Origin of the sequence: Chryseobacterium sp. IHB B 17019, assembly GCF_001456155.1 — a bacterium.
Lineage (GTDB): Bacteria > Bacteroidota > Bacteroidia > Flavobacteriales > Weeksellaceae > Chryseobacterium.
This window is the reverse complement of the sequence record NZ_CP013293.1, coordinates 2,201,363-2,228,205: the sequence shown is the minus strand read 5'-3', so window position 1 is coordinate 2,228,205 and position 26,843 is coordinate 2,201,363. Positions and strand designations below refer to the sequence as shown.

At 35.9% G+C, this 26,843-nt stretch carries 26 protein-coding genes; 17 read left to right on the top strand and 9 right to left on the bottom strand.

The features are described from left to right. Positions 1–50: 50 nt before the first annotated feature. On the bottom strand, positions 51–2,198 hold the full coding sequence (locus tag ATE47_RS10250; RefSeq protein WP_062161883.1) for an endonuclease MutS2: 2,148 nt from the start codon (positions 2,196–2,198) through the stop codon (positions 51–53). A 362-nt stretch (positions 2,199–2,560) separates the two neighbouring features. Here ATE47_RS10250 and ATE47_RS10245 point away from each other — a divergent pair, with 362 nt between their 5' ends. Together ATE47_RS10245 and ATE47_RS10240 are read left to right on the top strand one after the other, a co-directional pair. After that, the gene (locus ATE47_RS10245) at positions 2,561–3,064 is read left to right on the top strand and encodes a GNAT family N-acetyltransferase (RefSeq protein WP_062161882.1); all 504 of its coding nucleotides are present in this window, start codon (positions 2,561–2,563) and stop codon (positions 3,062–3,064) included. A gap of 74 nt (positions 3,065–3,138) precedes the next feature. Continuing rightward, positions 3,139–3,780 (top strand): uracil-DNA glycosylase, encoded by a 642-nt coding sequence (locus ATE47_RS10240; protein WP_062161881.1) that lies wholly within the window; start codon positions 3,139–3,141, stop codon positions 3,778–3,780. Here the strand turns inward: ATE47_RS10240 and ATE47_RS10235 are convergent. The 3 genes from ATE47_RS10235 to ATE47_RS10225 all read right to left on the bottom strand — a co-directional run bounded on the left by ATE47_RS10235 (position 3,767) and on the right by ATE47_RS10225 (position 6,038). Then, complete coding sequence (locus tag ATE47_RS10235; protein ID WP_062161880.1) at positions 3,767–4,264, bottom strand: hypothetical protein; 498 nt, start codon at positions 4,262–4,264, stop codon at positions 3,767–3,769. The two genes, ATE47_RS10240 and ATE47_RS10235, sit on opposite strands and share 14 nt — an antisense overlap. Before the next feature lie 10 nt (positions 4,265–4,274). Then, complete coding sequence (locus ATE47_RS10230; RefSeq protein ID WP_062161879.1) at positions 4,275–4,772, bottom strand: DUF456 domain-containing protein; 498 nt, start codon at positions 4,770–4,772, stop codon at positions 4,275–4,277. Between the two features lie 75 nt (positions 4,773–4,847). After that, a complete protein-coding gene (locus tag ATE47_RS10225; protein WP_062161878.1) occupies positions 4,848–6,038 on the bottom strand; it encodes a carboxypeptidase-like regulatory domain-containing protein in 1,191 nt (396 codons plus the stop codon). Positions 6,039–6,306: 268 nt separating this feature from the next. Here ATE47_RS10225 and ATE47_RS10220 point away from each other — a divergent pair, with 268 nt between their 5' ends. Continuing rightward, entirely contained in the window at positions 6,307–7,566 is a 1,260-nt protein-coding gene (locus ATE47_RS10220; protein WP_062161877.1) for a mechanosensitive ion channel family protein, read from the top strand. Positions 7,567–7,646: 80 nt separating this feature from the next. Here the strand turns inward: ATE47_RS10220 and ATE47_RS10215 are convergent, their stop codons facing one another. Both ATE47_RS10215 and ATE47_RS10210 read right to left on the bottom strand, forming a co-directional pair. After that, on the bottom strand, positions 7,647–9,296 hold the full coding sequence (locus ATE47_RS10215) for a SusD/RagB family nutrient-binding outer membrane lipoprotein (protein ID WP_062161876.1): 1,650 nt from the start codon (positions 9,294–9,296) through the stop codon (positions 7,647–7,649). A gap of 25 nt (positions 9,297–9,321) precedes the next feature. Next, on the bottom strand, positions 9,322–12,462 hold the full coding sequence (locus ATE47_RS10210; protein ID WP_062161875.1) for a SusC/RagA family TonB-linked outer membrane protein: 3,141 nt from the start codon (positions 12,460–12,462) through the stop codon (positions 9,322–9,324). Between the two features lie 511 nt (positions 12,463–12,973). On the opposite strand from ATE47_RS10210, the gene ATE47_RS10205 reads away from it, so the two are divergent. The 10 genes from ATE47_RS10205 (at position 12,974) to ATE47_RS10160 (ending at position 21,629) form a co-directional block, all read left to right on the top strand. Then, positions 12,974–13,693, top strand: a complete 720-nt coding sequence (locus tag ATE47_RS10205; protein WP_062161874.1) for a pyridoxine 5'-phosphate synthase — start codon at positions 12,974–12,976, stop codon at positions 13,691–13,693. Between the two features lie 101 nt (positions 13,694–13,794). Beyond that, positions 13,795–14,574, top strand: coding sequence for an alpha/beta fold hydrolase (locus tag ATE47_RS10200; RefSeq protein WP_062161873.1), 780 nt, complete (start codon positions 13,795–13,797; stop codon positions 14,572–14,574). A 115-nt stretch (positions 14,575–14,689) separates the two neighbouring features. Next, positions 14,690–14,929, top strand: a complete 240-nt coding sequence (locus ATE47_RS10195) for a microviridin/marinostatin family tricyclic proteinase inhibitor (RefSeq protein WP_062161872.1) — start codon at positions 14,690–14,692, stop codon at positions 14,927–14,929. A gap of 34 nt (positions 14,930–14,963) precedes the next feature. Then, the gene (locus ATE47_RS10190) at positions 14,964–15,227 is read left to right on the top strand and encodes a microviridin/marinostatin family tricyclic proteinase inhibitor (RefSeq protein WP_062161871.1); all 264 of its coding nucleotides are present in this window, start codon (positions 14,964–14,966) and stop codon (positions 15,225–15,227) included. Positions 15,228–15,266: 39 nt separating this feature from the next. Next, on the top strand, positions 15,267–15,464 hold the full coding sequence (locus ATE47_RS10185) for a microviridin/marinostatin family tricyclic proteinase inhibitor (RefSeq protein WP_062161870.1): 198 nt from the start codon (positions 15,267–15,269) through the stop codon (positions 15,462–15,464). Between the two features lie 88 nt (positions 15,465–15,552). Continuing rightward, positions 15,553–16,509 (top strand): MvdC/MvdD family ATP grasp protein, encoded by a 957-nt coding sequence (locus tag ATE47_RS10180; protein ID WP_062161869.1) that lies wholly within the window; start codon positions 15,553–15,555, stop codon positions 16,507–16,509. Next, positions 16,502–17,506, top strand: coding sequence for an MvdD family ATP-grasp ribosomal peptide maturase (locus tag ATE47_RS10175; RefSeq protein WP_062161868.1), 1,005 nt, complete (start codon positions 16,502–16,504; stop codon positions 17,504–17,506). The genes ATE47_RS10180 and ATE47_RS10175 overlap by 8 nt, the downstream gene beginning before the upstream one ends. A gap of 233 nt (positions 17,507–17,739) precedes the next feature. Next, positions 17,740–18,753: an NAD-dependent epimerase/dehydratase family protein gene (locus ATE47_RS10170; RefSeq protein WP_062161867.1), complete on the top strand. Its 1,014-nt coding sequence runs from the start codon at positions 17,740–17,742 to the stop codon at positions 18,751–18,753. Further along, entirely contained in the window at positions 18,750–20,519 is a 1,770-nt protein-coding gene (locus ATE47_RS10165) for an AMP-dependent synthetase/ligase (RefSeq protein ID WP_062161866.1), read from the top strand. The genes ATE47_RS10170 and ATE47_RS10165 overlap by 4 nt, the downstream gene beginning before the upstream one ends. A 54-nt stretch (positions 20,520–20,573) precedes the next feature. After that, a complete protein-coding gene (locus tag ATE47_RS10160) occupies positions 20,574–21,629 on the top strand; it encodes a diphosphomevalonate/mevalonate 3,5-bisphosphate decarboxylase family protein (protein ID WP_062161865.1) in 1,056 nt (351 codons plus the stop codon). Between the two features lie 7 nt (positions 21,630–21,636). Here the strand turns inward: ATE47_RS10160 and ATE47_RS10155 are convergent, their stop codons facing one another. Then, positions 21,637–22,569 (bottom strand): endonuclease/exonuclease/phosphatase family protein, encoded by a 933-nt coding sequence (locus ATE47_RS10155; protein WP_228376263.1) that lies wholly within the window; start codon positions 22,567–22,569, stop codon positions 21,637–21,639. A 255-nt stretch (positions 22,570–22,824) separates the two neighbouring features. Here ATE47_RS10155 and ATE47_RS10150 point away from each other — a divergent pair, with 255 nt between their 5' ends. After that, on the top strand, positions 22,825–23,268 hold the full coding sequence (locus ATE47_RS10150) for a nuclear transport factor 2 family protein (RefSeq protein ID WP_062161863.1): 444 nt from the start codon (positions 22,825–22,827) through the stop codon (positions 23,266–23,268). A 5-nt stretch (positions 23,269–23,273) separates the two neighbouring features. Then, entirely contained in the window at positions 23,274–23,651 is a 378-nt protein-coding gene (gene gloA2, locus ATE47_RS10145; protein WP_062161862.1) for an SMU1112c/YaeR family gloxylase I-like metalloprotein, read from the top strand. On the opposite strand, the gene ATE47_RS10140 is transcribed toward gloA2, so the two are convergent. Together ATE47_RS10140 and ATE47_RS10135 are read right to left on the bottom strand one after the other, a co-directional pair. After that, positions 23,652–24,035 (bottom strand): DUF1634 domain-containing protein, encoded by a 384-nt coding sequence (locus tag ATE47_RS10140; RefSeq protein WP_062161861.1) that lies wholly within the window; start codon positions 24,033–24,035, stop codon positions 23,652–23,654. Next, the gene (locus tag ATE47_RS10135; protein ID WP_062161860.1) at positions 24,035–24,865 is read right to left on the bottom strand and encodes a sulfite exporter TauE/SafE family protein; all 831 of its coding nucleotides are present in this window, start codon (positions 24,863–24,865) and stop codon (positions 24,035–24,037) included. The genes ATE47_RS10140 and ATE47_RS10135 overlap by 1 nt, the downstream gene beginning before the upstream one ends. 84 nt (positions 24,866–24,949) lie before the next feature. Between ATE47_RS10135 and ATE47_RS10130 the strand changes: the two genes are divergently transcribed. Continuing rightward, positions 24,950–25,498: a DUF1543 domain-containing protein gene (locus ATE47_RS10130; protein ID WP_062163511.1), complete on the top strand. Its 549-nt coding sequence runs from the start codon at positions 24,950–24,952 to the stop codon at positions 25,496–25,498. Between the two features lie 206 nt (positions 25,499–25,704). Further along, positions 25,705–26,817 carry a 5-(carboxyamino)imidazole ribonucleotide synthase gene (locus tag ATE47_RS10125; RefSeq protein WP_062161859.1) on the top strand — a complete coding sequence of 371 codons (1,113 nt, stop codon included), beginning with the start codon at positions 25,705–25,707 and terminating at the stop codon, positions 26,815–26,817. Positions 26,818–26,843 lie beyond the last annotated feature (26 nt).

Sequence of the window (26,843 nt, the reverse complement as noted above, 5' to 3'; positions counted from 1 at the left end):
TTTAATAACTAATTTGCTATTTCCAAACCTAATAGGTTCAAGCTTTTAAATCAAATCCTCTCCAATTCATCTGCATCAATCGTCGTCTTGAAAGTCCCATAATTCACAATTACCTTGTTCCTCGAAATCTTCTCAATCGTCCCAACACTCGTACTTCCCGTTATACGAACCCGTTGTCCCACTTTCATCCAGACTGCGCGGTCGGTTTTGCGTTTTTCTTCCAGTTTTTCGTTGGTTTCGGCAATTTTTTCGATGACGTCTTCCTTCTTCAACTGTTGCGTGATTTTTCTTTTCACAACCTGAAGTCGCTTACTTTCATCTTTATCAGCTCCAATTTTCCTGAACTTTTCCTGCTCCAAAAGCTTCACAAAATCCTTCACCACATCCTTCCTGGATTTCCCTTTCGTATAACTTTCGATAAAAGCTTCAATCTTATTCCCGAACTGTAGTCTACGGTGTTCTTCCTCATATAGCTTCTGGAAATTGAATAATTTCTGTTGAAGCTGATCGTTCAGCTTTTGAAGGTTATCGCGCTTGTCTTCGACGGATTCTTTTCTTTCCGCAAGATCGGATTTCAGTTTTTCAACCTCAAATTTCTCCTGCTGAAGCTTTACAATTGTTTTATCAAGATTCACAATATCATGTTCCACTTTTTTCTTCGCGGAATGAATGATAAATCTTGGAATTTTATTCTTCTCAGCAACCTCAAAAGTAAATGAGCTTCCCGCTTGTCCCACTTCCAGTTTGTACATCGGTTCCAGCGTTTCTTCATTAAACAACATTGCTGCATTTTCAGCATTTGGAAGCTGTTCTACAACCAATTTAATGTTGGTGTAATGGGTTGTAATAATCGCAAAACTCTTTTTATCATAGAAAAACTCAAGGAAACTTTCTGCCAGAGCGCCGCCCAATTCAGGATCGGAACCTGTTCCAAATTCATCGATCAGCAAAAGTGTATTCGCATCTGCTTCACGGATAATTCCGGACATTTTTTTCAACCTCGATGAATATGTTGAAAGATGGTTTTCAATAGATTGATTATCACCAATATCGGTCATTATTTTATCAAAGAAAAACATTTCGGATTTTGGATGAGTCGGAACCAGAATTCCGCTCTGAATCATCAGTTGAAGCAATCCAACGGTTTTCAATGTGATGGATTTTCCTCCTGCATTTGGCCCGGAAATACAGATAATCCTGTTGTGCTCCGTTAAAGCCAGTGTCTGTGGGAAAATCGTCTTATTTTCCGCTTTATTTCTTAAAAATAATAAAGGGTGGAATGCATCTTTTAATCTTAGGGTTTTATGACGGTTGATTTTCGGTAAAACTCCGTTGATTGATTCTGAAAATTTGGCTTTCGCTCTCGTTAAATCAAGGTCAAAAATATACGCCTGGTATCTCCAAAGCTGAGGTTGGAATTCTGCTAATTCTGCTGTCAGTTTTCTCAGGATTTTGTCAATTTCCTTTTTCTCTTCCTCTTGATTTTCACGAAGCTTAAAATAATGCTTTACCACAGAATCCGGCTGGATGTAAGTAATAGAACCTGTTTTTGAAAGTCCTAAGACCCTTCCCGGAACTCTTTTTTTATACGCAGATTTTACCGCTAAAACTCTCTGATCTTCAATAATACTTTCGCGAATGTCATCCAAAAAGTCGCTTTGCCCGTAATTGAATAATACGCGGTTGAAGTTTTCCTGAATTGCTTTTTTAGCAACCTGAATTTCCGCTCTCAATGTTTTTAAAATCGGGGAAGCCTCACTTTTTACTTCACCAAAACGGTTGAAAACTTTATCTACCTTATCGATAATCTCTTTTTTAAACTCCAAAACTGACGCATCTGCCATTAAGTTCGGGAAAGTTTCAGGCATGGTCGGGAAAAATTTCTGAAGTTTTCCTATCTGTTCCGTGATGGTTTTTATTCTGATGAAAGCATTGTTTTCAAGACGGTAATTTTCAATCAGCATTAATTTTAATTCACTTTCAATATCCTCATATTCATCAAACGGAATCGCATTTGAACTTTCAAAACTCGACAAATATTCGGAAGTTTTTTTCAAAGAAAGCTCGGCCTCGTCAATTTCCATCGGACGAAGTTGAAGAATTTTATCTCTCGTTTTCGGAGAATACGCAAAAGGAGCAATTTCCGCGAGCAATTGCGGAAACTCTAATTCGTTTAAATCTTCTTTATTTATATACACACTGCAAATTTAGTGAAAAATGTGCATTTTAATTTTGGAAATGACTTGCTTAAATTATTTAACCGCAAAAGACATAAAAATTTTTTAACACATTAGTTATTTGAAGCTAAACTTTTACTACAAAGAAGAACACATTAGTTTTACTACACAGTTTGTCATCCCGTAGGGATCTAAGCATAGTATTAGAAATAGCATGAAAAGATTCGAGCCCAGATCCCTACGGGATGACAAACTGTGTGGTAAAATTTAAATCAGAATAATAAAGTTTAAAAAGTTTTATTTTGTTTAGTTTCTAATGTATTAAAGAAAATCTTTGTGTCTTTTGTGGTTGAAATTTATTAGTTTAATTACTAAATTTGAATATGAAACTAGAAACTGAAAGACTACAATTAAAAGAAATCGGCGAAAGCAATGTTGAAGATATTCTGAAAATTCGAAGTAACGAAATAATCAATCAATTCGTTCAGAGAAATTCTCCGAAAAATAATTATGATGCACTTCAATTTATTTTAACCATTAAAGAGAACACTCGAAATAATCAAACATTTTATTGGGGAATTTCTTTAAAAGATCAACCGAATCTTATCGGAACCATTTGTCTTTGGAATTTTTCCGAAGATCGAAAAGTTGCGGAAGTCGGCTATGAATTATTGCCCGACTACCACAGAAAAGGAATGATGTCAGAAGCATTATCTGCGGTTTTAAATTTTGGTTTTAATGATTTACATTTGCAGGAAATTGTCGCAATGACCAATAAGTTCAATGAAAACTCAAAAAATCTTCTTTTGAAGCATGAATTTGTTTTGGAAGATGGGAGAGAGGATGAGGGTTTTCCGGAGAATTTGGTTTTTAGCTTGAAGAAATAAAAAATTAAATAAGAATGGTATTTGAATTGCAATTTTCAAATTATCACATTCTCAAATTTTTAAATTGAAATTTTATGACCTGGACAGAAATTTTAGCCCCCATTAAAAAAACAGAATACTTTAAAAACCTTTGGGAAAAAGTAAAGCAGGAATATGCCACGACAAAAGTTTTTCCACCCAAAAACCAGATTTTCAGGGCATTGGAAATTACGCCCTTTGAAGATGTGGAGGTGGTGATTATCGGACAGGATCCTTATCATAATGATTTTCAGGCAAATGGATTGTGTTTCTCAGTTTCCGAACAGGTTACTGCACCACCGTCGCTTAAAAATATTTTTATTGAGCTTAAAAATGATATCGGAGTAGAACGAACTTCAAAAGAACTGGATGATTGGGGAAAACAAGGCGTTCTGTTGTTGAATGCAACTTTAACCGTTCGTGCCCATTCTCCCAATTCCCACAAAGATTTAGGTTGGGAAAAGTTTACGGATTTTATTATTAAAGAAATTTCAGATAAAAAAGAAAATGTAGTTTTCGTATTGTGGGGAGCTTTTGCACAAAAAAAAGCTGAACTCATTGATCCGACTAAACATTTTATTTTAAAGTCTGCCCACCCGTCTCCGTTTTCTGTTCACAGAGGTTTTTTCGGGAGCAAACCTTTTTCAAAAATTAATGAATACTTGGTTTCAAAAGGGAAAAAGCCTATTTCGTGGTAGAATTTTCTCCCGCTTTTTTGATGACAATACCAATTTTATATTTCCCGTTCAAACCTTTTGCACTTTCTCCATCTCCAGGATAAGGATTGACTTCAGCCAGGGAAATTGTAAAACCGTTGAAATCCGCAGATTTGTTGTAGTTTCTGCCTTTATTATCAAGGCTTGCGAGAGTTAAGGTCATTGGTCGGGTTGCAACACCCATTACTTCTACTTGTGCAACGGCAACTCCTGCCCAAATGCAGTTAACGCCTTTTGGACAACGGCTGTCTTCAGAAATTCCTTTGAAAGTCACATTCATTTGGTATTCTTTCAGGAATTTATTTTCGCCTTCATTGAGGTAGATGACATTTTCACCTTTCATGGGTGGTGTTTGTTTAATTTCAGTTGCAGTCCAGGCTTTTTCGGAAGTTTTTGGTTCTTTTTGCGCATTGCAATTTATTAAGGATAAAAAGCCCAAACTCAATATGGTGGTTTTATAAAACATAATTTTCTTTTTAAATAATACTAAGCATATCAAGAACTACTACCAAAAACATTGCCACACCTACCACAAAACTGAAGCCTGTCCCGTAAATGAACCCAACGAAAGCTCCTTTGGTTGATTTTAAGGCCTTGTTCATGTCTTTGCTGTCGTGAAGAAGTTCGCCCACGAAAACGCCGGCAAACATTCCGATTAAAAAACCTAAAGGAATTGGTAAAAACATTCCAATAATCATCCCGATTACCGAACCGATGCTTCCCCAGCGTGTTCCACCGTATTTCTGATTGGTCTTTGCCGGAATGACATAACTTAAAACTACAGAAGCCAATGTCAGAATGCCGAAAGCCCAGATATAAATCATCGGCAAATCCGCACCTGTCCCGAATTTGTAGATTAATAATCCGCAGATACTTAGTAATAATCCCGGTAAAATAGGTAAGAATGTACCCAAAATTCCCAGAAATAACAAAACAAGACAAAGAATGTTAATTAATGCTGTATCGATATTCATGCTAAAAAATATGTATGCAAGATATAAAAAAAGTGGCTTTATAAAAAAGCCACTCCCATGTTTAAGATAAAGTTATTATAGGTTTAAAATTACATATTCCAAGATCGGTTCTGTTTTCCCGATATTTCCTGTTGCGTGGTTGTGGAAAGTCGTGTAGTAAATTTTACCACTGCTGGAATTTCCTCCCGAACAAGGGCCTTGCGTGTCACCGTGAGCCTGATGACTCGGCCATGTACTTGCATCAATGGTAATGGTGATATTATTTCCATTTCCGGTGTGATGGCAAATCGTCATCTGATTGTTGTTGGCAGCTGTTCCTACCGCAACTGATTGTGCATTGGGATCGTTATAATTTCCTGTTCTGATCATTAAAGGTTCATTGTTTTTTTCAACCAAAACTTCCCAGAAGCTGGAATCATAAGTCTGGATTTTTTCCCATTGCCCAATATCATAAGTAATATCCAACGTATTAAATCCTACAGCCGTAGCTAAAGCAGCATTAGAAACTGAACAGTTTGCATAAGTAGTTGCAGTTCCGATATTTTTTAGACAAAGTAAATTGTCATTGATAAAACCTCCCGCAGCATTACACATGTTGGTGTTGGTATCACCTCCCACAAGATATGCAGAAGCCCAGTCTGAGCTGTATAAGCTCCCTCCATTGGTAACGAATGTTGAAAGATTAGTATAAACCAACACGTCATTGCTAGGAGTGGAAGTTCCTGTCTCTGTAATTCCTCTGGATCCGCAATTCAGGAAGATAATATCGTATTGAGAAATTTTGTTGAGGTTTTTAAGATCCTGATACGTAATTTCTGTCGCAGTATAGCCCAGAGCGGTAACGATATCTTCAATTTCATCATAATTTCCTTTTACGTAAGCCATTTTTGCAACCTGTGTAAGTTTTGATTCTGTAACAGGAACTGTAATGGTTTCATTCTTTTTAACAGTAACCGGAATTTCAGTTCTGAAATTTCGGCCGTCACCCGTCTGAATATGAAGGGTTGTGCTGCCTTCAGGAGCTGTAAGGCTAAAGTTTCCATTGGCGTCAGAATAGGTGTGATACACTTTATGATTGCTGTCAATGGTAAAAACAATGGCGCCACCGATTGGTTTTGTACCGTTATTGGCAGTAACTTTCCCCTCAACCTTCCCGGTTTGAATAACCGTAGGTGCGGGGTCTTCAGAAAATGTGGATTCGTCTCCTTTACAATTGATCAAAAGTGCGAAAGCACACAATAGAATAAAAAAGTAGTTTTGTTTCATATTTAACTGATTTTGATTTGTTTAGTTTTTATCAAATTTAAAAAATAAATAAATATAAGATCATAAAATAGTGAATTTTTTTAATATAATTTATTGATTTAAATTATTTTTAGTGAATAATTTATTTGCTAGTGCGGGTTTCAAAGGATTCAATATTTTAAAAATTATTAAAAGAATGTATGAATCTTAAAAAATGAAGAATTTGGGATGAAAATTGCAGAAGAAGTTTTTAATAAAAATCATCCTTAAATTTTATAAATTTGCTGTAATGAATGATCAGTTAGAAGACACAAGAGACCTTATCACGCAACTTACGGATCCTCTTTATATTTATATAAGTGAGATTTCTCCGTCTGGCCTGGATTGGGTATTTCACATGATAGTAAAAATGTTTTTGCTGTGTACAGTATTTCTGGTTATTGATTTTGTCCTTAAAATTATAATTAATACTGTTTTCCGGATTTTTCATAATCAGGAAAAATATCCTGTTATAAGATCTATTTATCAATCTAAAGTTACCAATTCACTAGCTCATCTTTTTGCACTTTTAATTATAGCAGGGATTCATGAGTCTATATTTCATGGAGCTCTTCGAAATACAACAAAATTTATCGTTAGAGTTGTAAATTTAGGAATGGTTTTAACCTTCGCCGGAATGCTTTACAGAGGACTGACGGCCTTCAGGAATTATTTCATCATAAAACAGGATTTCTATAAAATCATGGCTCTGAACGCGATTTCGGAAACTGTAAGAATTTTAGGAATTTTCATATTTACCGTTGTTGGGATTTGCGTGATTTTTGGAATTAAAGGGACAACAATTGTCGGAAGTTTGGGGGCGATAACGGCTGTTTTAGTTTTGGTTTTCAGGGATACAATTCTGGGTTTTGTGACAGGACTTCATGTGGCAACTTCTAAAAACTTAAAAGTCGGCGACTGGGTAAGCATTCCCAAATATAATGTAGAAGGAAACATCGCTGAAATCAACCTTTTGACAACAAGAATTAATAATTTTGATAAAACTTTTTCCACCATTCCTACCTATGATTTGCTGACAACAGAAATCAAAAACCTGCAGGTAATCTCCGAAACCAATGCAAGAAGGATAAAAAAATCAATATATTTTAATATTAATTCTTTTAAATTCCTTGAAGAAGAAGATATTGAGCGACTGAAAAATATTAACCTGATTTCAGATTATTTGAAACAAAGTTCAATCGAGCTTAGGAAAGAAAAGGAAAATATGGCGCATAAAGAAGAAATCATCAACGGCAGACAGCTTACCAATATTGGTGTTTTCAGGTATTATGCCCAAAAATATATTGAAAGAATACCGGAACTTGATAAAGAAGGCCCTGTAATCGTTCGTCAATTGAATATTACGCCGCAAGGCTTGCCTTTGGAGATTTATTCGTTCACCAATGATACGGAATGGGTACGATTTGAAGAGATTCAAGCTGATATTTTTGACCATTTGCTTGTAGCTTCCAAAGAATTTGATCTTGAAGTAATGCAGGTAAAAGTCTAGCTTCCAAATAAACAATTGGTTTAAAATAAAAGATCCCGGTGAAAAGCTCACCGGGATCTTGTTTTAGGAATATTATGGACTTATTTTTTATCCCACCAGATACGGCCTTGGATATCACTTTCGCTTGTGCCGAAATCGGGGTCTTGCTTCATCTGGTTGAGAGCAGCCTGCTGATTGCTATAGTTTAAATTGTTCGCCGACGGAGTCTGCAAAACAACTCTTCTAGGCATTGTCAAAGGGATTCCCCCGGTTCTTGCAAGTGCTTCTAATTTCAATGCGGTAGAAGTATTCGGCATATCGGTTCTTTTGATAAGAGCCCATACTTCATTAGGCTGTTTAAAATAATTCAGATATTCCTGAATGATGATCTGCTCCAGAGCTTTTGATGGATTAAATTGTACATCCGGCCCATTAAGATAGGTTGCTATCTCATTGTCTGCTGTTGGCTCATATTGTTCTACAACGGCTTCTTTTGCAATAAAATTATATGTTTTTACAGATGCTTTGATACCTTCCTCATAAAGCGACTGAACAGAATTTCCTGTTGAGATGATTCCTCTTGCCTGTAACTCAGCTTTTAATAGAGAATAATCTGCATACGTTAAAATAGGGAATACGGCATTTCCTGTACCGGATAAATATTCCGGCTGCCAAATACGGTACTGAAGACGTGAGATCGTATCATAGGTTGTTCCGTTCAATGATCTTCTGGCGTTGGTGTAATATCGGGTGGTACTTTTATCGGGGCTGGTAGGTCCTCCAACATATCTTTGCAGGGAGTCGGTAAGAGCTACAGAGGTCATTAAACCTGCTGTTGATAATCTTTTAATGGCAGTTTTAGAATATGAGTTTTTTTGAAAGAAAATAGGCAGCCTCGGGTCTTTATTTTTTGTCATGTGATCTACCATAGGTTTTGAAGCAAAGAAAGTGGTAGGATTAAAGTTGCCATGCTCTGTAAATCTTCTTGAGCGCAGGGAAAAATCTTCAGCCGTGCTGCTGATCTGGTCTCTGGATAATACCTGAGCTGCGATCGTTGCAAGCTTGGCAGGGTTTCTTTTCATTAATCTTGATGCAATTTTCAACCTTAATGAATTAGAAACTTTTTTCCATTTTAAGATATCTCCATTAAAGAAAAGATCTCCGCTTCCGGGGCTTACCTGTATAGACTGGTTTGCTCCTTCCAGAGCACTGTAAACATTATTCAGCTGGCTGTCAAAAATATCATACAGCTGTTCCTGAGTTTCGAATTTTGGAGTTGCGGTACCGCCATACCTCGCCTGAAAGGCTTCTGCATAGGCCATGCTTCCGTTAACATCAGTAACATACCATGCGTAATAAACCTTTAGAATAGTAGCGATACTTTTGATATTTACATATCTTGCCTGCTGATCTGCCGGCATCTGGTCAATTTTATGAATAATGTCCGTAAGAAGAGAGCCGTGATCACCATAGAAAACATCTTTTCTTGTGTTCATATTAGTTCCGTCATCCATAAATTCAGAAATATTAGCTGTACCGGGCACTAAAGTCTGAGTCCATGGCATGATCCTGCGGTAATAATCATAATAATATTCAAAGCTGGCATCATATCCTTTTTTGATGGCCATTGGGAGCAATGATTCCGGAGTTGTGTTTACGATATCCAGAGGGTTTGTATTGGTTTCAGCAAAATCACGCGTGCAGGAATTTAGTAAGTATAATGAAGCTGCTATTAAAAATATTTTTTTCATTTTTTCATTTTTTTTTAGTAATTGATTAGAAAGAAAAATCCAGATTAAAACCTATGTATCTTGACATTGGCGAACCTCCATATTCAGCGAAGCTTCCTGAATTGTTGTTGTACATTCCTTCAGGATTGATGCCGTCCGGAAGTTTATTATAGATATAGCAAAGATTTCTTCCTATAAGAGAAGCGTTTAATGTATTGATGCCCAAAGGCTTTATTAATTCCGGTTTGAATGAATAGGTTAATCTTAATTCACGTAAAGCAACCCAGGTATTCTCGAAAATAGCATTTTCACGAATGCCATTTCCCCATGAACCTAAATTTCTGTAATACAAGTCAGTACGTACAGGATCCATCCATCCTCTCTGAAAAACTTCCTGATAAGTCATGCCGCTTACATCCCGGGTTACCCCTTGCTTATCTTTGATCTGTGTATTCTGGGCAAATACACCCTCAGGAATTACCCCAAACTGAGTTACTCCACTTGGATCTGTATATTCGATACCTCCTCTTTCCTTATCTCTGTACTGTAAGGTTGAAGGCAGGTTTCCGAATTGTACCCCGTAATTGTAAGTGGCAGATAAAATGTCACCACCCACCCTGGCATCAATTAAAACACTTAATGCCAGATTTTTATATTTAAAAGTATTTCTAAAGCTGGTCAGGAAATCAGGAGTTAGTTTCCCTACAGTTACATAGCCCTGGTTTTGATAGGCATTGGAACGCATATAGTACCCGTTCGGCTTAAGGACTTTCATGCCGTTTCGTGGATCATCAATTTTATTTCCGTTAGCATCAAGGGCCTGATAAGTTGCGAAGGCATAGTTGGTTTGTATAAGTCCGTATTCCTGGCCGGGGATTGCGATACTTTTTACATCTCTACCCATTGCCCACTGTAGTACGTATTCTTCAACTCCGGGAGCAAGCTCAATAATTTTATCCTGGTTTTTAGCGAATGTAAGGGTAGTGTCCCATTTAAAATTATTTGATTTTACAGGAACCGCATTTACAATGACTTCGATACCTTTGTTTTGTAGATTTCCGGCATTGATTTGCATTGATTCCACACCTGATTCCTGAGGCATAGGAAGTGTAAGTAACTGATTGATTGTATTTGTTTTGTAAACGGAAACATCGAAATCCAGCCTGTTATTAAAAAATGCCATATTCAGCCCTAATTCAATGGATCTGCTTAATTCGTTTCTTAAATTAGGATTGGCCAGGGCTTTGCTATTAAAGCCAATTAAAGGAATACGCGTGCCATCCGGAGAGTTGTATGCTGTGGGATCTCCTGCATAATAAAAACCGGCACTTGTATTAAACGGGAATGTATCCCGGCCTACCCAGGCCAAACTTCCTCTTAAACTACCAAAGTTTACCCATTGTGGAAGCTTGAAAGAGTTGGAGAAGGTCCAGTTGGCTACAAAAGACGGATAAAAATAACTTATATCACCATGTCCGTCAGGATAAGCCAATGTTGAAGACCAGTCGTTACGCCCGGTAATATCCACAAATAGCTGATCCTTCCATGCAAAATTAGCAAAGGCATATAAAGATTGGATCTTTTTAGGTGAGATATTTTGATCTGTATAAATTGACTCATAGCCAGGATTGTCTACAGAATTTTGAATGGTAAAAACTCCCGGGATTCTAAGGCCGCTGTTTGTAAATGATCTTGTAGATTTAAATTTTGAAGTAAAGCTCTCTCCTCCAAGGGAAGCATTCATGGTTAAATTATCGGTTAATTTAAAAATAGCATTGGCTAAAAACTTGAGTGTATTTTGCTCCTTTCTGCCTTCCAGAATGCTGTATCCACCTCCTTTAAAGCCGGGATCAGAGCCTAAAATTTTAGATTCATTGATGAAATTATAGTTGTTGAAATTACCACCAACGGTAAGGCTCAGCCAGTCTGTAATCTGTGACTTTGCTTCTAAACGGCCGATATTATTATTTTCTTTTTGGGTTCTGGTATTTTGGAACAGGTCAAAATATTGTCCTGCCATTCCGTAGGGGTCATCATTATCCTGCTTTATCCCGCCATTTACAGGATCTAAATAATTTTGGCTCCAATAAACGGCATCAAAACTTCTTGGAGTTCCATATACAAAGCTGAATAAAGGACTGCTGTTTCCTCCTTGCGGAACAGGGTTTGCGCCATAGGATCTGGTGTAATTGAAACTAGCGTCTAATTGCAGGTATTTACTAAACTCATGAGTGGCGCGTAAGAAATAAGTATTTTTAGTGAATTTGTTACGTGGCAATATACCTTCTGCTTCCTGATTTGTATAGTTAAATAAAAATGTTGATTTATCGGTACCTCCGGAAAGTTCAATTGAATTTTTCCGGTCTATTCCCACCTGATACAGCTCCAGATAATTTTTTGGCTGTGGATTGTATAAAACGGTTCTCCCATCGACATCTCTTACGGGAAGGCCATCAAACTTGGGGCCGTAGCTGTAGAAGAAAGTGTTTGGATCTATAAACCGCTCTCCATTACTGTCTGTCGGGAATTTCGGGCCTACGCCGGCGCCAAATTCATTTTGCAGTTTAGGGCCTGCGTATACACTCTGAGTTGTAAGTGAAGAGTTTACTTTAATCCCAATTCCATTTCTGCTGCGTCCTTTTTTTGTTGTAATTACAATTACCCCATTGGAAGCGCGGGAGCCGTAAAGGGCAGAAGCGGCGGCACCCCGAAGTACAGATACGGATTCAAAAGCGTCAGAGTTAAGATTTTTCATTTCGTTTCCAAAATCATATCCTGATCCCCATTCATCAGCACCCGTAACGGAATTGTCAATAACCACCCCGTCCACTACTACCAGCGGCTGATTATTCTTTCCTAATGAGGTATTCCCACGAATTTGAATTTTTGCACTGGACTGAGGTCCTCCTGATCCGGCTATGACCTGAACTCCCGGTAATTTGCCCTGAAGGGCTTCCATGGGATTTACTACGCCGGCCTGGGTAATGTCTTTGCTGTCAACTTTAGAAATAGCGTAGCCAAGCTTTCTTTGGTCTCTTTTAATCCCAAGAGCTGTTACTACAACTTCTTTGATTTCCGTAGTTTTAGTGGAATCACTTTTTGTTTTTTGTGCATTTATCTGGCCGGTAGTTCCCAGCAAGAAACAGAAAGCACCTACACTAAGAGAGGTTTTAGCATTTAATTTCATCCTGTGTTAAATTTAGATACTGTAATATTAATAAAAAAAAGCATACTTTTTATGGTTTTATTAACATATTATCATTAAAAGTCAAATTATTTTACATTTAATTAAATTTATTGAGTATATTTTTGAATTAATAGTATTTTATTAATATAATTTAATTCATTATGTTATAAATGTTAACTTTTTTCTAAAGATTCATTTTTTATAAAAGTGTTTTTAAGGTAAAAGTGACTTGTAGTAACCGTCCGATTTGTTAAAACTTATTAGGATTTATATTGTTTAAAATATAATGATGATAGTGATTGGAATACATCATTCAACTTAATTTGTAAAAGCAGACATGTTAAACTGATGGCTTCATATTTTCCGCTCTTTTATACATCGGAGAGTGATTTTTAATCACTAAATTTGTGAAGTTTTAGAACATTGTTAAAGTTTGAATTTGATATAACCATGATACGGGTCAAACAAACATAAATAATGTGAAATTAACTTCTACTTATACAGGAAAAAAATGACAAAACTAAGTGTAAACATTAATAAAATTGCAACATTAAGAAATGCAAGAGGAGGCGAAACGCCAAGTGTAACGGAAGCTGCAATTAAAATTCAGGAGTTTGGTGGTCAAGGAATTACGATCCATCCAAGGCCTGATGAAAGACATATTACAAGAAAAGATGTTTATGATCTCAAACCGTTGGTAACTACGGAATTTAATATTGAAGGAAACCCCCACCGTCCGTTTATCGACATGGTTTTGGAGGTGAAGCCGGAGCAGGTGACGTTGGTTCCTGATGCAGATAATGCAATCACTTCCAATGCAGGATGGGACACAAAAAAACACCTGGATTTTCTTACAGAAATCATTGCCGAGTTTAAAAATGCAGGAATCCGTACTTCAATTTTTCTTGATCCTACACCGGAATTGGTTGAATACGCGGCAAAAACAGGAGCCGACAGAATTGAGCTGTACACTGAAGCTTACGCAAAAAATTATTCATTAAATAAAGAACAGGCATTAAAACCTTACTATGAAACAGCTGTTGTAGCTGCTGATTTTGGATTAGGACTTAATGCCGGTCATGATTTAAGCTTAGACAATTTAAAATATTTTGCAGACAATATCCCGAATTTATTGGAAGTTTCCATCGGTCATGCTTTGGTCTCCGAAGCGTTGTACATGGGGCTGGAAAATACGGTTCAGGCTTATTTGAAAAGATTGGGAAAATGGTAAACTGAAGGCTGGAAGCCGGAAGTAAGAATCGGGAAGTTTAATACAGCATTCATTAACTTCCTACTTCTATCATCCAGCATCCATCTTATAAAACAAAACTTATGAAAATTCTACATTCAAAAATATTTGGCGAAAATCTTTCGTCTACACCGCTCTTAGTATTTCATGGTCTTTTTGGAATGCTTGATAACTGGGGAAGTTTTGGAAAAGATCTTGGAGATCTTCTTCCAGTTCATTTGATTGACCTGAGGAATCATGGCAGAAGCTTTCATTCTGAAGGTATGTCACACGATGATCTGGCGAATGATATTATGAATTACATGAATCATTACGGAATTAAAAAAGCGTATGTTTTAGGACATTCTTTGGGAGGGAAAGCGGTAATGCAATTTGCAATAAGCTTCCCCGAAAAAGTAGAAAAACTTATCGTTGTTGACATTTCTCCTAAAGCGTATCCTCCACATCATCAGGGAATTATCAAGGCTTTGGAAACGGTTGATTTCAATACAGTAAGTTCAAGAAATGAGGTGGAAGCGGTTCTTAGCCAGTATATTCCTGAAAAATCCACAATCCAGTTTTTAACCAAAAACCTGTATTGGGATGAAAATAAGAAGCTGAACTGGAGATTTAATCTTAAAACTTTATCTGAAAAATATAACGAATTTGTTTCTAACGCCATAAAATTCGGTGTTTTTGAAGGGGAGACTTTATTTATAGCAGGAGAAAAGTCGAATTATATTCTTCCTCAGGATGAATTTGCAATTAAACAGCAGTTCCCGAAAGCTAAAATTGTTACGGTGAAAAATGCGGGCCATTGGGTTCAGGCAGAAAATCCTGTTGATTTTGCTGAAGTTGTAAAGCAATTTTTGAATCTGGATTAAAATAATTCTATTATTCTTTGTTGTTTGTTAAAATTTTCATAAATAAAAAATTATTCTTCTTGGAGTGATTTTTTTTTAATACTTTAGATTTTCTAAATCATTAAAAATTAGTGCTATGGAAGAAAAAAAATCAAAAAAGCCTTTCTTCGCTTCATTCCTTGAAAAACAAGTTGAAGATCCGGAGAAAATCAAAGGAGGTTCAGGAAGTATTACTTCTGCCTTGGAAGATAATATAACAGGAGCATTGAAGGATAGTATAACTTCTGCGCTTTTGGATAATATCACAAAGCCGGGAAGTGATAACGTTACGATGAAATATCCATCAGACGGCGACGAAGGCGGAGACGCTGTATAATAAAAACTAACAACCAACTCAAATTACAACCAACATGAAAAAAGATTCAAAAAAGAAGCCTTTCTTTGCTTCATTCTTAGAAAAGCAAATTAAGAACCCTGAAGAAATTCAAGGAGGAGGAATAATATCAAGCCCAACGGGTGATGTTACCACACTGCCTACCAATGATACGGTGGTTACCTCACGTACGTTAGACAATGTGACGTTGCCTGCATACGATACTCCGGTGACCTTGAAATATCCGTCTGACAATGACGAGATAGGCTTTGAACCTGGAATAGATCCGGTGAAGGACTAAACAATAAAATTAAGATTACTTAATCAAATTCAAATAATTATGAAAAACAAAAATTCAAAAAAGAAGCCGTTTTTTGCAGCATTTTTAGAAAAGCAAGTTAACGAACCTCAAAAAGTAAAAGGAGGTGCAGGAATTATCACAAAACCAGAAGTGGATACTGTAACTAAGCCAACTTTCGATATGGCTCAGACTCAAAAATATCCTTCTGACGGTGATGATGATGTTCAATCCGTTTAATTTGTAGTATTATTTAGTTACAATACTAATAAACTATACTAAAGGAAACTTACACTCTAAGTTTCCTTTTTTAATAAAAAACCGGCAAATGATTCTTTGTATTACGCATTCTCAAGACTTTTACAATATTGATATCTTTTTTGAATATCTAAAAACGAAAAATATTCCGTATTTCAGGCTGAATTCTGATCGTTTAAATCATCTCCAAAAAATCAGTATTAACGAAAATTTTTTTGAATTAACAGATGAATTTGGAAATTCAATTAATTCTGACGAAATCAAAGGCGTCTGGCATAGAAAAGCCTGGGGAATAAGCGTTCCAGAAGAGCTGGATGAAGATTATGAAAGGATATTTCTAAATGAATATACCAGTCTCAGATATAATCTTTTTACCCTTTTAGAAGGTGTTCCATGGATCAACCCCCTGGAAAATGAAAAGAAAATTGACGGAAATAAAATGCTTCAACTGAAAATTGCAAAAAAGAATAATTTAATTGTTCCAAATACAATTTTTTCAAATGATGCAGATAAAATTACCGCATTTTTTCATGAGTGCTGCAATGGCAAAATGATTGCAAAACTTCATGGGGTGATCTCAAAGTCAATGGGAGGGGAAAATTTTCTTTCAACAAATAGTATTGATGAAAATTCTTTGGAAGGTATTTCGGATATAGAATATTGCCCGATGATTTTCCAGCCTTATATTGAGAAAGAATATGAGCTAAGGATTGTCTATGTAGACGGTGAATTTTTTACAGGAAAAATTAATAATAGCGAAAATACAGACTGGCGAATTGCTCAGGGAAATTACTTTTGGTCAGCCTACGATTTACCTGAAAATATTAAAGAAAACCTACATTCCATGATGAAAGAAATGGGACTTTACATTGGAGCTATTGATATAATCAAAGGAAGAGATGGAAACTATTATTTTCTTGAAGTAAATCCACAAGGTGAATGGGGAATGCTGCAGAAAGAATTAAATTTCCCAATTGCAGAAAGAATTGCCGATAATCTTATAAAAAGAATGAAAACCAATGAATAAAATTTTAATAATTACACATACCGGAGATAATTTTTCAATTGAAAAAGTAACCGAATATATTGATAAAAACGGTTGCGAAGTTATTCGTTTTGATGTTGATTTGTATCCTCTGAAAAACAAACTGTCAACCTCTTTTCAAGACGGAAAATGGGTCACAATTCTTGAAACTCCTGAGAAAAAACATCGTTTAGATGATATCGCAGCAGTTTGGTACAGAAGAGCTTACAATATTGGACAGGGTTTAAAAAGCGAAATAGATGAGAAATTTTACGGAGCAGCAATGGGCGAAATCCGTAATACGCTTTTTGGTTTTTTAGAGTCTGTTGATGTGTATTCATTAGGAAAACCGAGTGTTTACAGGAGGTTAGACAGCAAGGAAGAACAATTGAAAATTGCGGATAAAATCGGGCTTAAGATTCCGGAAACCTGCATCACCAATAATCCTGAGGAAGCAAGACAATTCATCTTAAAGCATCAGAATGTAGTCGCTAAAATGCAGACCGGTTTTGCAATTTATGAAGATGGCGTTGAAAGTGTGGTTTTCACAAATGTTATCAATGAAGACAAACTGGAAGAATTAGATACTCTTTTGTATTGCCCAATGCAGTTTCAAAAGAAAATTGAAAAGAAAAAAGAACTTCGTGTAACAGTGGTTGGCCGTGATGTGTACGCCTTCGAGATTGATTCTCAACAATCCGAAGCTGCAAAAGTTGATTGGAGAAAAGACGGCGTAAACCTTATCGATAAATGGATTCCGACTGAACTTCCGGCAGAAATTGAAACAAAGATTTTAGAGCTTTTGGATGTTTATCACGTTGATTATGGGGCGATTGATATTATAGTTTCTCCAGAAGACGAATATTATTTCATCGAAATCAATGCGGCGGGAGAATTTTTCTGGCTGGATAATCTTACGGAAGGGAACCTTATTTCAAAGAGTATTGCCGATGTTTTGTGCGACAAAGCTCCGAGAAGAAATAATATGGTGTTAGCTTAAAAAGAATAATTTATTCTCAATAATTGATTTTAACGAAAATATTATAATAATTGAAACGGGCTTTAGCCCGTTTTCTTTTTGACAGCAATTTTAGGGCTTTAGCTGAAACTTGAATTTTAGCTTAAAATAAAGTATTTCTGATCAATAAAAATGGAATTCTCCTTTAAAAATCGCAAATTTGCATAACGGATAATATTATCATAATTTAGTCAGCAATCAAGTAAAAATAACTGATGGTTTTTGTAACAGGTGCTACCGGAATTTTAGGCAGGGTAATCGTTTTGGAGCTTCTTAAAAGAGGCAAAAACGTTCGTGCTGCAAAGAGACCGTCAAGCAATTTAGATGAGGTAAGGCATTCATATACATTTTATACGGAAAATCCGGACGATTTTTTCAATAAAATTGAATGGATTGATATGGATTTTGATGATATCAACTCGCTTCAAGATGCTTTGAAAGGTGTAGAAGAAGTCTATCACACGGCTGCAAAAGTAGGTTTTAATCCGAAAGATAATAAGGAAATGTATCACACCAATGTAAAAGGGACAGAAAATCTTCTGTTTGCTTGTGATGGTTCTGATGTGAAAAAATTTCTTTTCGTAAGTTCAATTGCGGTTCTTGATCTTTTTAATGAAAATGGAGAATTAGATGAAACTTCGGATTTTAATCCCAAAGAAGAACATTCTGCTTATGCAATTTCCAAGCATCTTGCCGAAATGGAAGTTTGGAGAGCTTCAGCAGAAGGGTTGAACACAGTCATTGTAAATCCGGGAATGATCATCGGAAGTGGAAGCTGGGGAAACAGCAGCGGAGATATTTTCCCTACTTTAGAAAAGCACAGTTTTACCTTTTCCGGTGGAACGAGCTATGCCGACGTAAGAGATGTTGCTAAAATTTCTGTGGAACTCATGGAAAAAAATATCTTCGGGGGAAGATTTATCATTATTTCTGAAAATAAAAGATACGCTGATCTGGCAAAAAAAGTGAGAAAAGAATTAGGTTTGAAGGAAGCCAAAGTTCTCTCGTACTTTCAGTTGAAATTAGGAGTTGTTGCCAATATGCTTTTCGGGTGGCTGATTCCGGGATTGAGGATGGTCACAAGATCAAATGTTGAAGCGATCTCAAGAATGAAAGTTGTTTCCAATAAAAAAATTAAAGAAAGATTAGAATATGAGTTTATTCCTTTGGAAGAGACTATTGATTTCCATCTTAAAAATTATATTAACGATAAAAAGTTGAAGAAATGAATCTTGCAGAGGCAATTATTCAAAAGAATACAGAAAAACATCCTATAAAATCTGCGATCGGCTTTAAAAAGAAAGAAGCCGGTTGGAAAGAGCTGAGCTGGAAAAAATTCAGTGAAATTGTTTTTAGAACGGCTAATTCACTTAAAAATGCAGGAATTCAGGAAAATGATAAAGTTGCCATTTACTCGGAAAATTCTTCCGAATGGGTGATCTTTGACCTTGCTGCAATATCTATCGGGGCGATAAGTGTTCCCATTTATTCGACCAACAATGCTGAACAGGCAGAATACATCATTCAGGATTCCGGCGCAAAAATTATTTTGGTTGGAGAACAGGCGCAGTATGATATCTGTTTAGAGCTTTTACAAAAAGAAGATAATCATCTTGATACCATTATTGTTTCTAAGAAAGCGGTTTGGATCAAGAAAGAATTCAATAGTTTTTATCTTGAAGATTTTATCGCAAAATCGTCTCCGAAATTGGAGTTTTGTCCAAAAGAAAACAATGATATTGCTACTTTAATTTACACTTCCGGAACTACGGGAACTCCGAAAGGGGTAATGCTGACCCACGGAAATTTTGTCAAGGCATTTGATGCTCATTTTGAATTTTTTAAGTTTAAAAATTTTGAAGAAGAGCTTTCATTAGCTTTTTTACCATTGAGCCACGTTTTTGAAAGAAGCTGGAGTTTGCTTTGTTTATATGGTGGGGCAAGGGTTTATTTCCTGGAAGATCCCAAGAATATCGCCAAAGCGTTGGAAGAAGTAAAGCCGACAATGATGTGTGCAGTCCCGAGATTTTTCCAGAAAGTATATGCAGGAGTGTTGGAAAAAGCGGAAGAAGGTTCATCATTAAAGAAAAAAATCTTCGATTGGGCATTAAAAACAGGGTGGCAAACTGCAGAATTGAAAAGAAATGAAAAACCGATTCCTTTTGGTTTAAAAATAAAAGAGTCAATTGCTGAATCATTGGTTTTCAGCAAGATAAAAGATAGAATGGGCGGAAGATTGTGGTTTTTGCCATGTGGCGGAGCATCATTATCTCCCGAAGTGACAAAATTTTTTGAATCGGTGGGAATTCATATTACCGTTGGCTATGGACTGACCGAAACTACTGCGACTTTGACACTTTTTCCTTTAACACATTTTGAGCATGGAACAAGCGGCAAGCCTTTACCGGGCGTAGAAATCCGTATCGGTGAAAATGATGAAATCCAGGCCAAAGGAAACGGAATCATGAGTGGTTATTACAACAAACCTGAAGAAACACAAAAAGTTTTTACGGAAGATGGCTGGTTCAAAACCGGTGATGCAGGAAAAATTGATGATAAGGGAAATCTTATCATCACAGACCGACTGAAGGATCTGATGAAAACTTCCAATGGGAAATATATTGCACCACAGCAGATTGAGAACCTTTTGACGAATAATAATTTTATTCAGCAAATTGTTTTAATTGCAGAAGGAAGACAGTTTGTTTCAGCTCTAATTGTTCCGAATTTTGAATTTTTACATGATTTTGTCAAAAAGAATAACATCCAGTTGACAACTTGGGAAGAAACCTTGAAAAATGACAAAATAATGGACTTTTACAAAGAAAAAATTAAAGAATTGCAAAGTCAGTTATCAGATTATGAAAAGGTGAAAAAGTTTACTTTGATGCCTGCGGAATTTGAGATCAGCACCGGAGAAATCACACCGACTTTGAAAGTAAAAAGGAACGTGGTTCTTAAAAAATATGCTGATCTTATTGAGAAAATGTATTAAATTTTTAAACCACAAAAAGCGTCTATTATTTGTGGTTAGAAACTAAATTAAATTATGACAACACAGGAATTTCTAGGAAAAAAAGAATTTACGATCAATAATCAGATGGTTTCCGAAAGTTGCCCATCGAATATTGCTTTAATAAAATATTGGGGGAAATATGACAATCAGATTCCTGCAAATCCAAGTATTAGTTATACTTTAAATCATTGTAAAACCAATACTGTAATGGAATTTCTGGCTGATGAAAATTTTTCGGTACAGACATTTTTAGCAGGAAATGAAGAAGTAAAATTTGCTGAAAAAATTGAGAAATACTTCAAAAATATCGAACAATATCTTCCATGGATTTTAAAAGGCAGATATATTATCAAAACAGAAAATACGTTTCCGCACAGCTCAGGAATTGCAAGTTCTGCATCAGGTTTTGGAGCCATTGCGAAATGTCTGATAAAATTAGATGAAGTTTTTTCGGGAGAACTTTCAGAAGAAGAATCATTACGAAAAGCTTCTTTTTTAGCAAGATTGGGAAGTGGAAGCGCATGCAGAAGCTTGTACAATGGACTGGTTGTCTGGGGCGAATCTCAGATAAAAGGAAGTTCAGACCTATTTGCTGTAAAATATCCGGATGATGAGATTCATGAGATTTTCAAAAATTTTAATGATTGGGTTTTATTAATTCATGAAGGTCAAAAAAGTGTTTCTTCCACTGTTGGACATGGTTTGATGAACACAAATCCGTATGCAGAGAGGAGATTCCAGGAAGCAAGAGAAAATTTTGAACCAATGAAGAAGATTCTTAAAAGCGGTGATATACAAGGTTTTATCAAATTAGTTGAGCACGAAGCCCTTACGCTTCATGCTATGATGATGATGAGTGATCCTGCATTTATCCTGATGAAAACCGGAACGTTGGAAGTGATCAATAAAATATGGGATTTTAGAAACGAAACAGCATTACCTTTATTTTTTACATTGGATGCAGGTGCGAATGTTCATCTTTTATTCCCAAATGATGGTAATGAAGAAAAAATTAAATCTTTTATTGAGACAAACTTATTGCAGCATACCCAGAAAAATGGAGTGGTGAAGGATGTAATGAAGTTTTAATTTCACATCAGCTTTCAGTCGCTACCGTTTCCCGGCTGCTGTCCTCTTGTTGACCCTCCTGAATCATCTCTTCGGCTTCAGCTTTTTCATTTTCTGTGGCGTGATCTATTCGGTTTTCCTGATTTTCATTTTGATGATCAATAAAAAAGGAACAATACACGGGAAGGTGATCGGAACCAAAATTTTCAAGTGTTTTCAGCTCTTTAATGAAAATATTTTCGCTGTGAAACATCAGATCAATAGGAAATCTTAATAAACGGTATTTGGCATGAAAAGTAGGAACGAAAGAGCGCCCGATTCTGGGATCAATAAGATGACTGGTTTTTCTAAATAAAATAGAAGATTTTGACCAAGCAACATTGTTAAAATCTCCCACTACAATCACTGGCTCATGAAGTTTTTTTACGCATTTTGCCGTACTCAGCAAATCGCCGTCTCTTTCTTTTGAAGTTTCCTCTTCAGTAGGACTCGGCGGTGGCGGATGAACTCCGAAAAATACAAATTTAAAGCCGTCTTCAGTCTCCAGATGCGCTTCAATAGTAGGAATATCATCGGCAACGAAATAATGGGTTTTGGAATTTTTTATCTCAATTTTTGAATACAAATGCATTCCGTATGTATTTTCCAGCGTTACTTTATGCTGATAAATATATTCTTTTTCTAAGTGTTGCAGGGCTTTTTCCCAATCAGCATTACTTTCCATGGTCAGAAAAATGCTGGGTTGATGTTTTTCTATTAATTTAATAAAACGATTGTATTCTTTATTAAACTGATACACATTGGCTGAAATAAAATCTATCTTTTCAGAAGATTGCTGTTGCTGAGTATATTTTTTTACCGGATAAAGCGGCGTATATTTTATAAGCGTGAAACCATGATGAACCAAGATAAGGAATAAAAGGCTTTGACAGATCCAAAGGCTGTCAGAAAACGGTAACAAAAAACCAAAAATAAAAGTGAAAAATATAAAGAAAGTTATCTGAATTTTTCCAAATTCGGGGACACGAAATATCCAGTGGGAATTTTGAATTTTAGGAAGTATGGTTAAAACCAGTAACAATATTGTCAGAATTAAATAGGTTGTCCACATATTTATAAATATGTTGATAAATTTAATTTATTTTTATAATTTTTCAAATGGTTATTGTGTAAACTTTTTTCCTATTTTTAATGGTAAGAATCAATTATAATTAAAATGAATAAAATATTTACTGTTGCTCTGTTGTTCGGAAGCTTTTTTTGTTTCGGGCAACAACAAAATCAGGAAATTGAAAAGCCGATCCGGAATTTATTTATCGCCATGAAAAATGCCGATCCGGAATTATTGAAAACTACTTTTTCTGATACGGCAATTCTGCAGACCATTACAAAAGATGGGGTGAAAAACGAAGAAATAAAGGATTTTATAGCTTCCATTTCCAAATATTCAAAAGGTGATCTGGATGAGAGAATTGTCATTGAAGCCATTCATACGGATGGAAATCTGGCCAGTGTTTTTACACCTTATTCATTTTACTTTAAAGGAAAATTTTCACATTGTGGAGCCAATAGTTTTCAATTGGTAAAACAAAATGGAGAATGGAAAATTCAGTATTTAATTGATACAAGGAGAAAAGAAAACTGTAAAGAAATCAAATAATTAAAATGAAAATTCATCATATAGCCATAATTTGCTCAGATTACAAAGTTTCCAAACAATTCTATACGGAGATTTTAGGATTAAATATTATCAAGGAAGTGTATCGTGAAGAGAGACAGTCATTTAAACTTGATTTGGCGATTGACGATCATTATGTTATCGAGCTGTTCTCATTTCCAGACCCTCCCAAAAGACCTTCCCGTCCAGAGGCTTGCGGATTAAGGCATTTGGCTTTTTCGGTTGAAAATATTAATGAAAAACGTCAGGAATTAATTGAAAAAGGATTAAATTGTGAAGAAATCAGAATAGATGAATTCACAGGAAAAGAATTTTTCTTTACCCAGGATCCGGATCAGCTGCCGTTGGAGTTTTATGAAATATAATTAGTGCGCGTAACCAGTAAAAAAACTTACCGCCATGATGGCCAGAACAATGGAAGAGATGATGACATAGATATAATCTTTTTCCTTTAAATAACCAATTAAAGCGAAAACAATTCTCATTAAAGGTGTAAATACCAAAAGAAGTATTCCCAATTGAATAATTGCCATTCCTTCACCTTTACATAAGGAATTCCAGAAATCTCCCCAAACTTTTTCGGAAGATGACCCCATATCCAGTGAAGTATATTTTTTAGGCATTTTAAAACCTTCGCTGAACAGCTTTACAAAACCGACTAACGAAGTAATAACGGATAAAATAACACCCAGCCTCAAAAGATTCCCTACGGAACGGTTTAGATCAATATCTGTGAAGTTCTTTCTCATTATCTGAAGCTTTTATTAATCCCGTTATACATCATATAGATTGACAAAATAGTAATCACTATCGCAAAGAAAGTTTTCAGTTTTTTTGTCTTTGAAACCATCAAAGTTTTTGATCCTATGAAACTTCCAACTACAACCCCGATCAAAACCGGCGCCGCAATTACGGGGATAATTTCTCCCCTCTGGAAATAAATCAGCGCACTGGCAACTGCCGTTACCCCGATCATAAAGTTACTTGTAGTGGTAGAAACTTTGAAAGGCAGCTTCATCATATTATCCATAGCCAGCACTTTCAATGCGCCGGAACCGATGCCCAAAAGCCCGGACATTGCCCCAGCAAACATCATCATTAAAAAACCAGGTATTGTATTTCTTGCAGAATAACTTTTTAGAACACCTTTGTCTGGAAAAGTTCCGTATAGCTTTAGTTTTTCCTCTAAGCTTCCTTTAATGATAGGTTGTTGATGATCTGGCTTTCCTTTTAAATTTAAAATTACAGTCAGAAGAAGAATACTGGCGAAAATAATTCCGATAGTATTTGGATTAAGCATTCCCGAAACCAAAGCTCCGATAATTGCTCCTGAGGTGGTGGCGATTTCCAAAAACATACCGACCCTCATATTGGTAAAGCCTTCTTTAACGAAAGCTACAGCCGCACCGGAAGAAGTCCCGATCACGGAAATAAGTGAAGCGCCAATGGCATAGTGCATAGGAACGCCGAAACCCAGCGTTAATAAAGGGATAATGATAACTCCTCCTCCTAAACCGGTCAACGAACCCAGAAGTCCTGCCGAAATTGCTCCAAGGAAGAGAATAATGATTTCTGACATGCTACAAATATAAAACTATTGTGGTAGTCTGCCAAACGTTTAAAAAAGATAAATTTGATGTATTTTTGCATTATGGAAAATCAGTTGAAATTATTCTATATAATACTCGGAGCAACACCAAAAGGACGGAATATAGAGCAACATGACGTATTTTTTGGAATTGCGGAAAGCTTGAAAGACCTTGTTCCTGACATGAAAGAATTCTGGAAAGAAGCAGACGGGAAAATCCACGTCGACTGTTACCAGGAAGTAAGATTTGCTGATGGATATGAAGTGAAAATTGTTGAAAAAGGAGAGAAAACTTCTGATGAGCAGTTGTATTTTATTAATCTCGGAGGGTATAAAAAAGGATTTTTTGAAGAATTTCATGAGCAGCACCTTATGGTGGGAACTTCCATGGGAGATATTGTAAAAAAAGCAAAGGCTACTGAATTTTATAAAGTGATGGGTTTTGAAGGAGCGGTAAGCCATATTGATGATAAACATGGAGTTGATATTGATGATATTTTTAATGTAAATGATATTCTTCCGGAAAAAATGAAAGAAAAATACTCAATTGTTTTAAAGAAATCCGATGCTCAGAACCAGGAAAATCCGATGGGATTGGGTTATTTAAAAATTGATAAAATATAAAGGTGTTCTGTCATTCTGAATGTAACGAAGTGAAATGAAGAATCTCAATAATGTGTTTTAGAGATTCCTCCTTCGGCGGAATGACATTCGGGAGATAATAAATAAAAACTTTTGTGATCTTTGCTGAGTATAAACCGAAAGTTTAAAAAAGAATTAAATCAATTCAAACAAAATTTAAATCTAATAGAAAAAATAAAAGTAAAAAAATGAAAATAGGAATTTTAGGAGGAGGACAGCTCGGGAGAATGTTCATTCAGAATGCGTTGAAATATGATGATGAATTTTATACGTTGGATCCCGCTTCTGATGCACCTTGTCATAATATTTCATACTTTACACAAGGAAATTTTAATGATTATGAAACGGTTTTGAACTTCGGTAAAGATAAAGATGTAGTGACCATTGAGATCGAACATGTAAATGCAGATGCTCTTGCCGAATTGGAAAATCAAGGAATAAAAGTCGTTCCGAATTCTAAAATCATTAAAACTATTCAACAAAAAATCCTTCAAAAAGAATTTTATAAAGCTCATAATATTCCAAGCCCTGAATTTGAGGTGATGGATGGAAGTTCCGATGAAATTAAAATGCCGTTACCTTTTGTACAGAAAATGAATACAGGTGGATACGACGGAAAAGGAGTACAGGTAATCCGTACCGCTGCAGACATGAGAAATCTTTGGATAGAGGATTCAGTCATTGAAAAATTGGTAGACATCGACAAAGAGCTTTCCGTGATCGTAGCAAGAAATGAAAACGGAGAAACCAAAACTTTCCCCGTGACAGAAATGGTTGCGGATCCGAAACTGAACCTGTTGGATTTTAATATTTGTCCGGTTTCTTTGGATGAAGATATTGAAAGACAAATCAATTTAATTACAGAAAAATTTTTAAATGCCATTAATTCTCCGGGACTTTTCGCCATTGAATTATTTTTAGATAAAGAAGGAAAAGTATGGGTCAATGAAACGGCTCCGAGACTGCATAATTCCGGGCATCAGAGCCAGGAAGGAAACGCCAATTCTCAATTTGAGCAGATGTATCGTGTGGTGAAAAATTTACCATTGGCAGACACCGATGCAATTGTTTATAGCGGAATGCTGAACCTTGTAGGAGCAGAAGGCTTCGCTGGAAAAGTGATATATGAAGGGATGGAGGATGTTTTGAGGTTACCGGAAACTTACGTTCACCTGTACGGAAAAACGGAAACAAAACCGGGAAGAAAAATGGGTCATATCAATGTACTGGCGGATTCCAGAGAGGAATTGATGGAAAAGCTTGTGAAAGTGAAAGAAATGGTGAGGGTAATTGCTGAATAAATTACTTAGATATATAAAAAAGACTG

Excerpts from the sequence above, each read along its gene's own strand:
- ATE47_RS10245 (WP_062161882.1), top strand. The coding sequence starts at position 2,561 with ATGAAACTAGAAACTGAAAGACTACAATTAAAAGAAATCGGCGAAAGC.
- ATE47_RS10240 (WP_062161881.1), top strand. The coding sequence starts at position 3,139 with ATGACCTGGACAGAAATTTTAGCCCCCATTAAAAAAACAGAATACTTT.
- ATE47_RS10235 (WP_062161880.1), bottom strand. The coding sequence starts at position 4,264 with ATGTTTTATAAAACCACCATATTGAGTTTGGGCTTTTTATCCTTAATA.
- ATE47_RS10230 (WP_062161879.1), bottom strand. The coding sequence starts at position 4,772 with ATGAATATCGATACAGCATTAATTAACATTCTTTGTCTTGTTTTGTTA.
- ATE47_RS10225 (WP_062161878.1), bottom strand. The coding sequence starts at position 6,038 with ATGAAACAAAACTACTTTTTTATTCTATTGTGTGCTTTCGCACTTTTG.
- ATE47_RS10220 (WP_062161877.1), top strand. The coding sequence starts at position 6,307 with ATGAATGATCAGTTAGAAGACACAAGAGACCTTATCACGCAACTTACG.
- ATE47_RS10215 (WP_062161876.1), bottom strand. The coding sequence starts at position 9,296 with ATGAAAAAAATATTTTTAATAGCAGCTTCATTATACTTACTAAATTCC.
- ATE47_RS10210 (WP_062161875.1), bottom strand. The coding sequence starts at position 12,462 with ATGAAATTAAATGCTAAAACCTCTCTTAGTGTAGGTGCTTTCTGTTTC.
- ATE47_RS10205 (WP_062161874.1), top strand. The coding sequence starts at position 12,974 with ATGACAAAACTAAGTGTAAACATTAATAAAATTGCAACATTAAGAAAT.
- ATE47_RS10200 (WP_062161873.1), top strand. The coding sequence starts at position 13,795 with ATGAAAATTCTACATTCAAAAATATTTGGCGAAAATCTTTCGTCTACA.
- ATE47_RS10195 (WP_062161872.1), top strand. The coding sequence starts at position 14,690 with ATGGAAGAAAAAAAATCAAAAAAGCCTTTCTTCGCTTCATTCCTTGAA.
- ATE47_RS10190 (WP_062161871.1), top strand. The coding sequence starts at position 14,964 with ATGAAAAAAGATTCAAAAAAGAAGCCTTTCTTTGCTTCATTCTTAGAA.
- ATE47_RS10185 (WP_062161870.1), top strand. The coding sequence starts at position 15,267 with ATGAAAAACAAAAATTCAAAAAAGAAGCCGTTTTTTGCAGCATTTTTA.
- ATE47_RS10180 (WP_062161869.1), top strand. The coding sequence starts at position 15,553 with ATGATTCTTTGTATTACGCATTCTCAAGACTTTTACAATATTGATATC.
- ATE47_RS10175 (WP_062161868.1), top strand. The coding sequence starts at position 16,502 with ATGAATAAAATTTTAATAATTACACATACCGGAGATAATTTTTCAATT.
- ATE47_RS10170 (WP_062161867.1), top strand. The coding sequence starts at position 17,740 with ATGGTTTTTGTAACAGGTGCTACCGGAATTTTAGGCAGGGTAATCGTT.
- ATE47_RS10165 (WP_062161866.1), top strand. The coding sequence starts at position 18,750 with ATGAATCTTGCAGAGGCAATTATTCAAAAGAATACAGAAAAACATCCT.
- ATE47_RS10160 (WP_062161865.1), top strand. The coding sequence starts at position 20,574 with ATGACAACACAGGAATTTCTAGGAAAAAAAGAATTTACGATCAATAAT.
- ATE47_RS10150 (WP_062161863.1), top strand. The coding sequence starts at position 22,825 with ATGAATAAAATATTTACTGTTGCTCTGTTGTTCGGAAGCTTTTTTTGT.
- gloA2 (WP_062161862.1), top strand. The coding sequence starts at position 23,274 with ATGAAAATTCATCATATAGCCATAATTTGCTCAGATTACAAAGTTTCC.
- ATE47_RS10140 (WP_062161861.1), bottom strand. The coding sequence starts at position 24,035 with ATGAGAAAGAACTTCACAGATATTGATCTAAACCGTTCCGTAGGGAAT.
- ATE47_RS10135 (WP_062161860.1), bottom strand. The coding sequence starts at position 24,865 with ATGTCAGAAATCATTATTCTCTTCCTTGGAGCAATTTCGGCAGGACTT.
- ATE47_RS10125 (WP_062161859.1), top strand. The coding sequence starts at position 25,705 with ATGAAAATAGGAATTTTAGGAGGAGGACAGCTCGGGAGAATGTTCATT.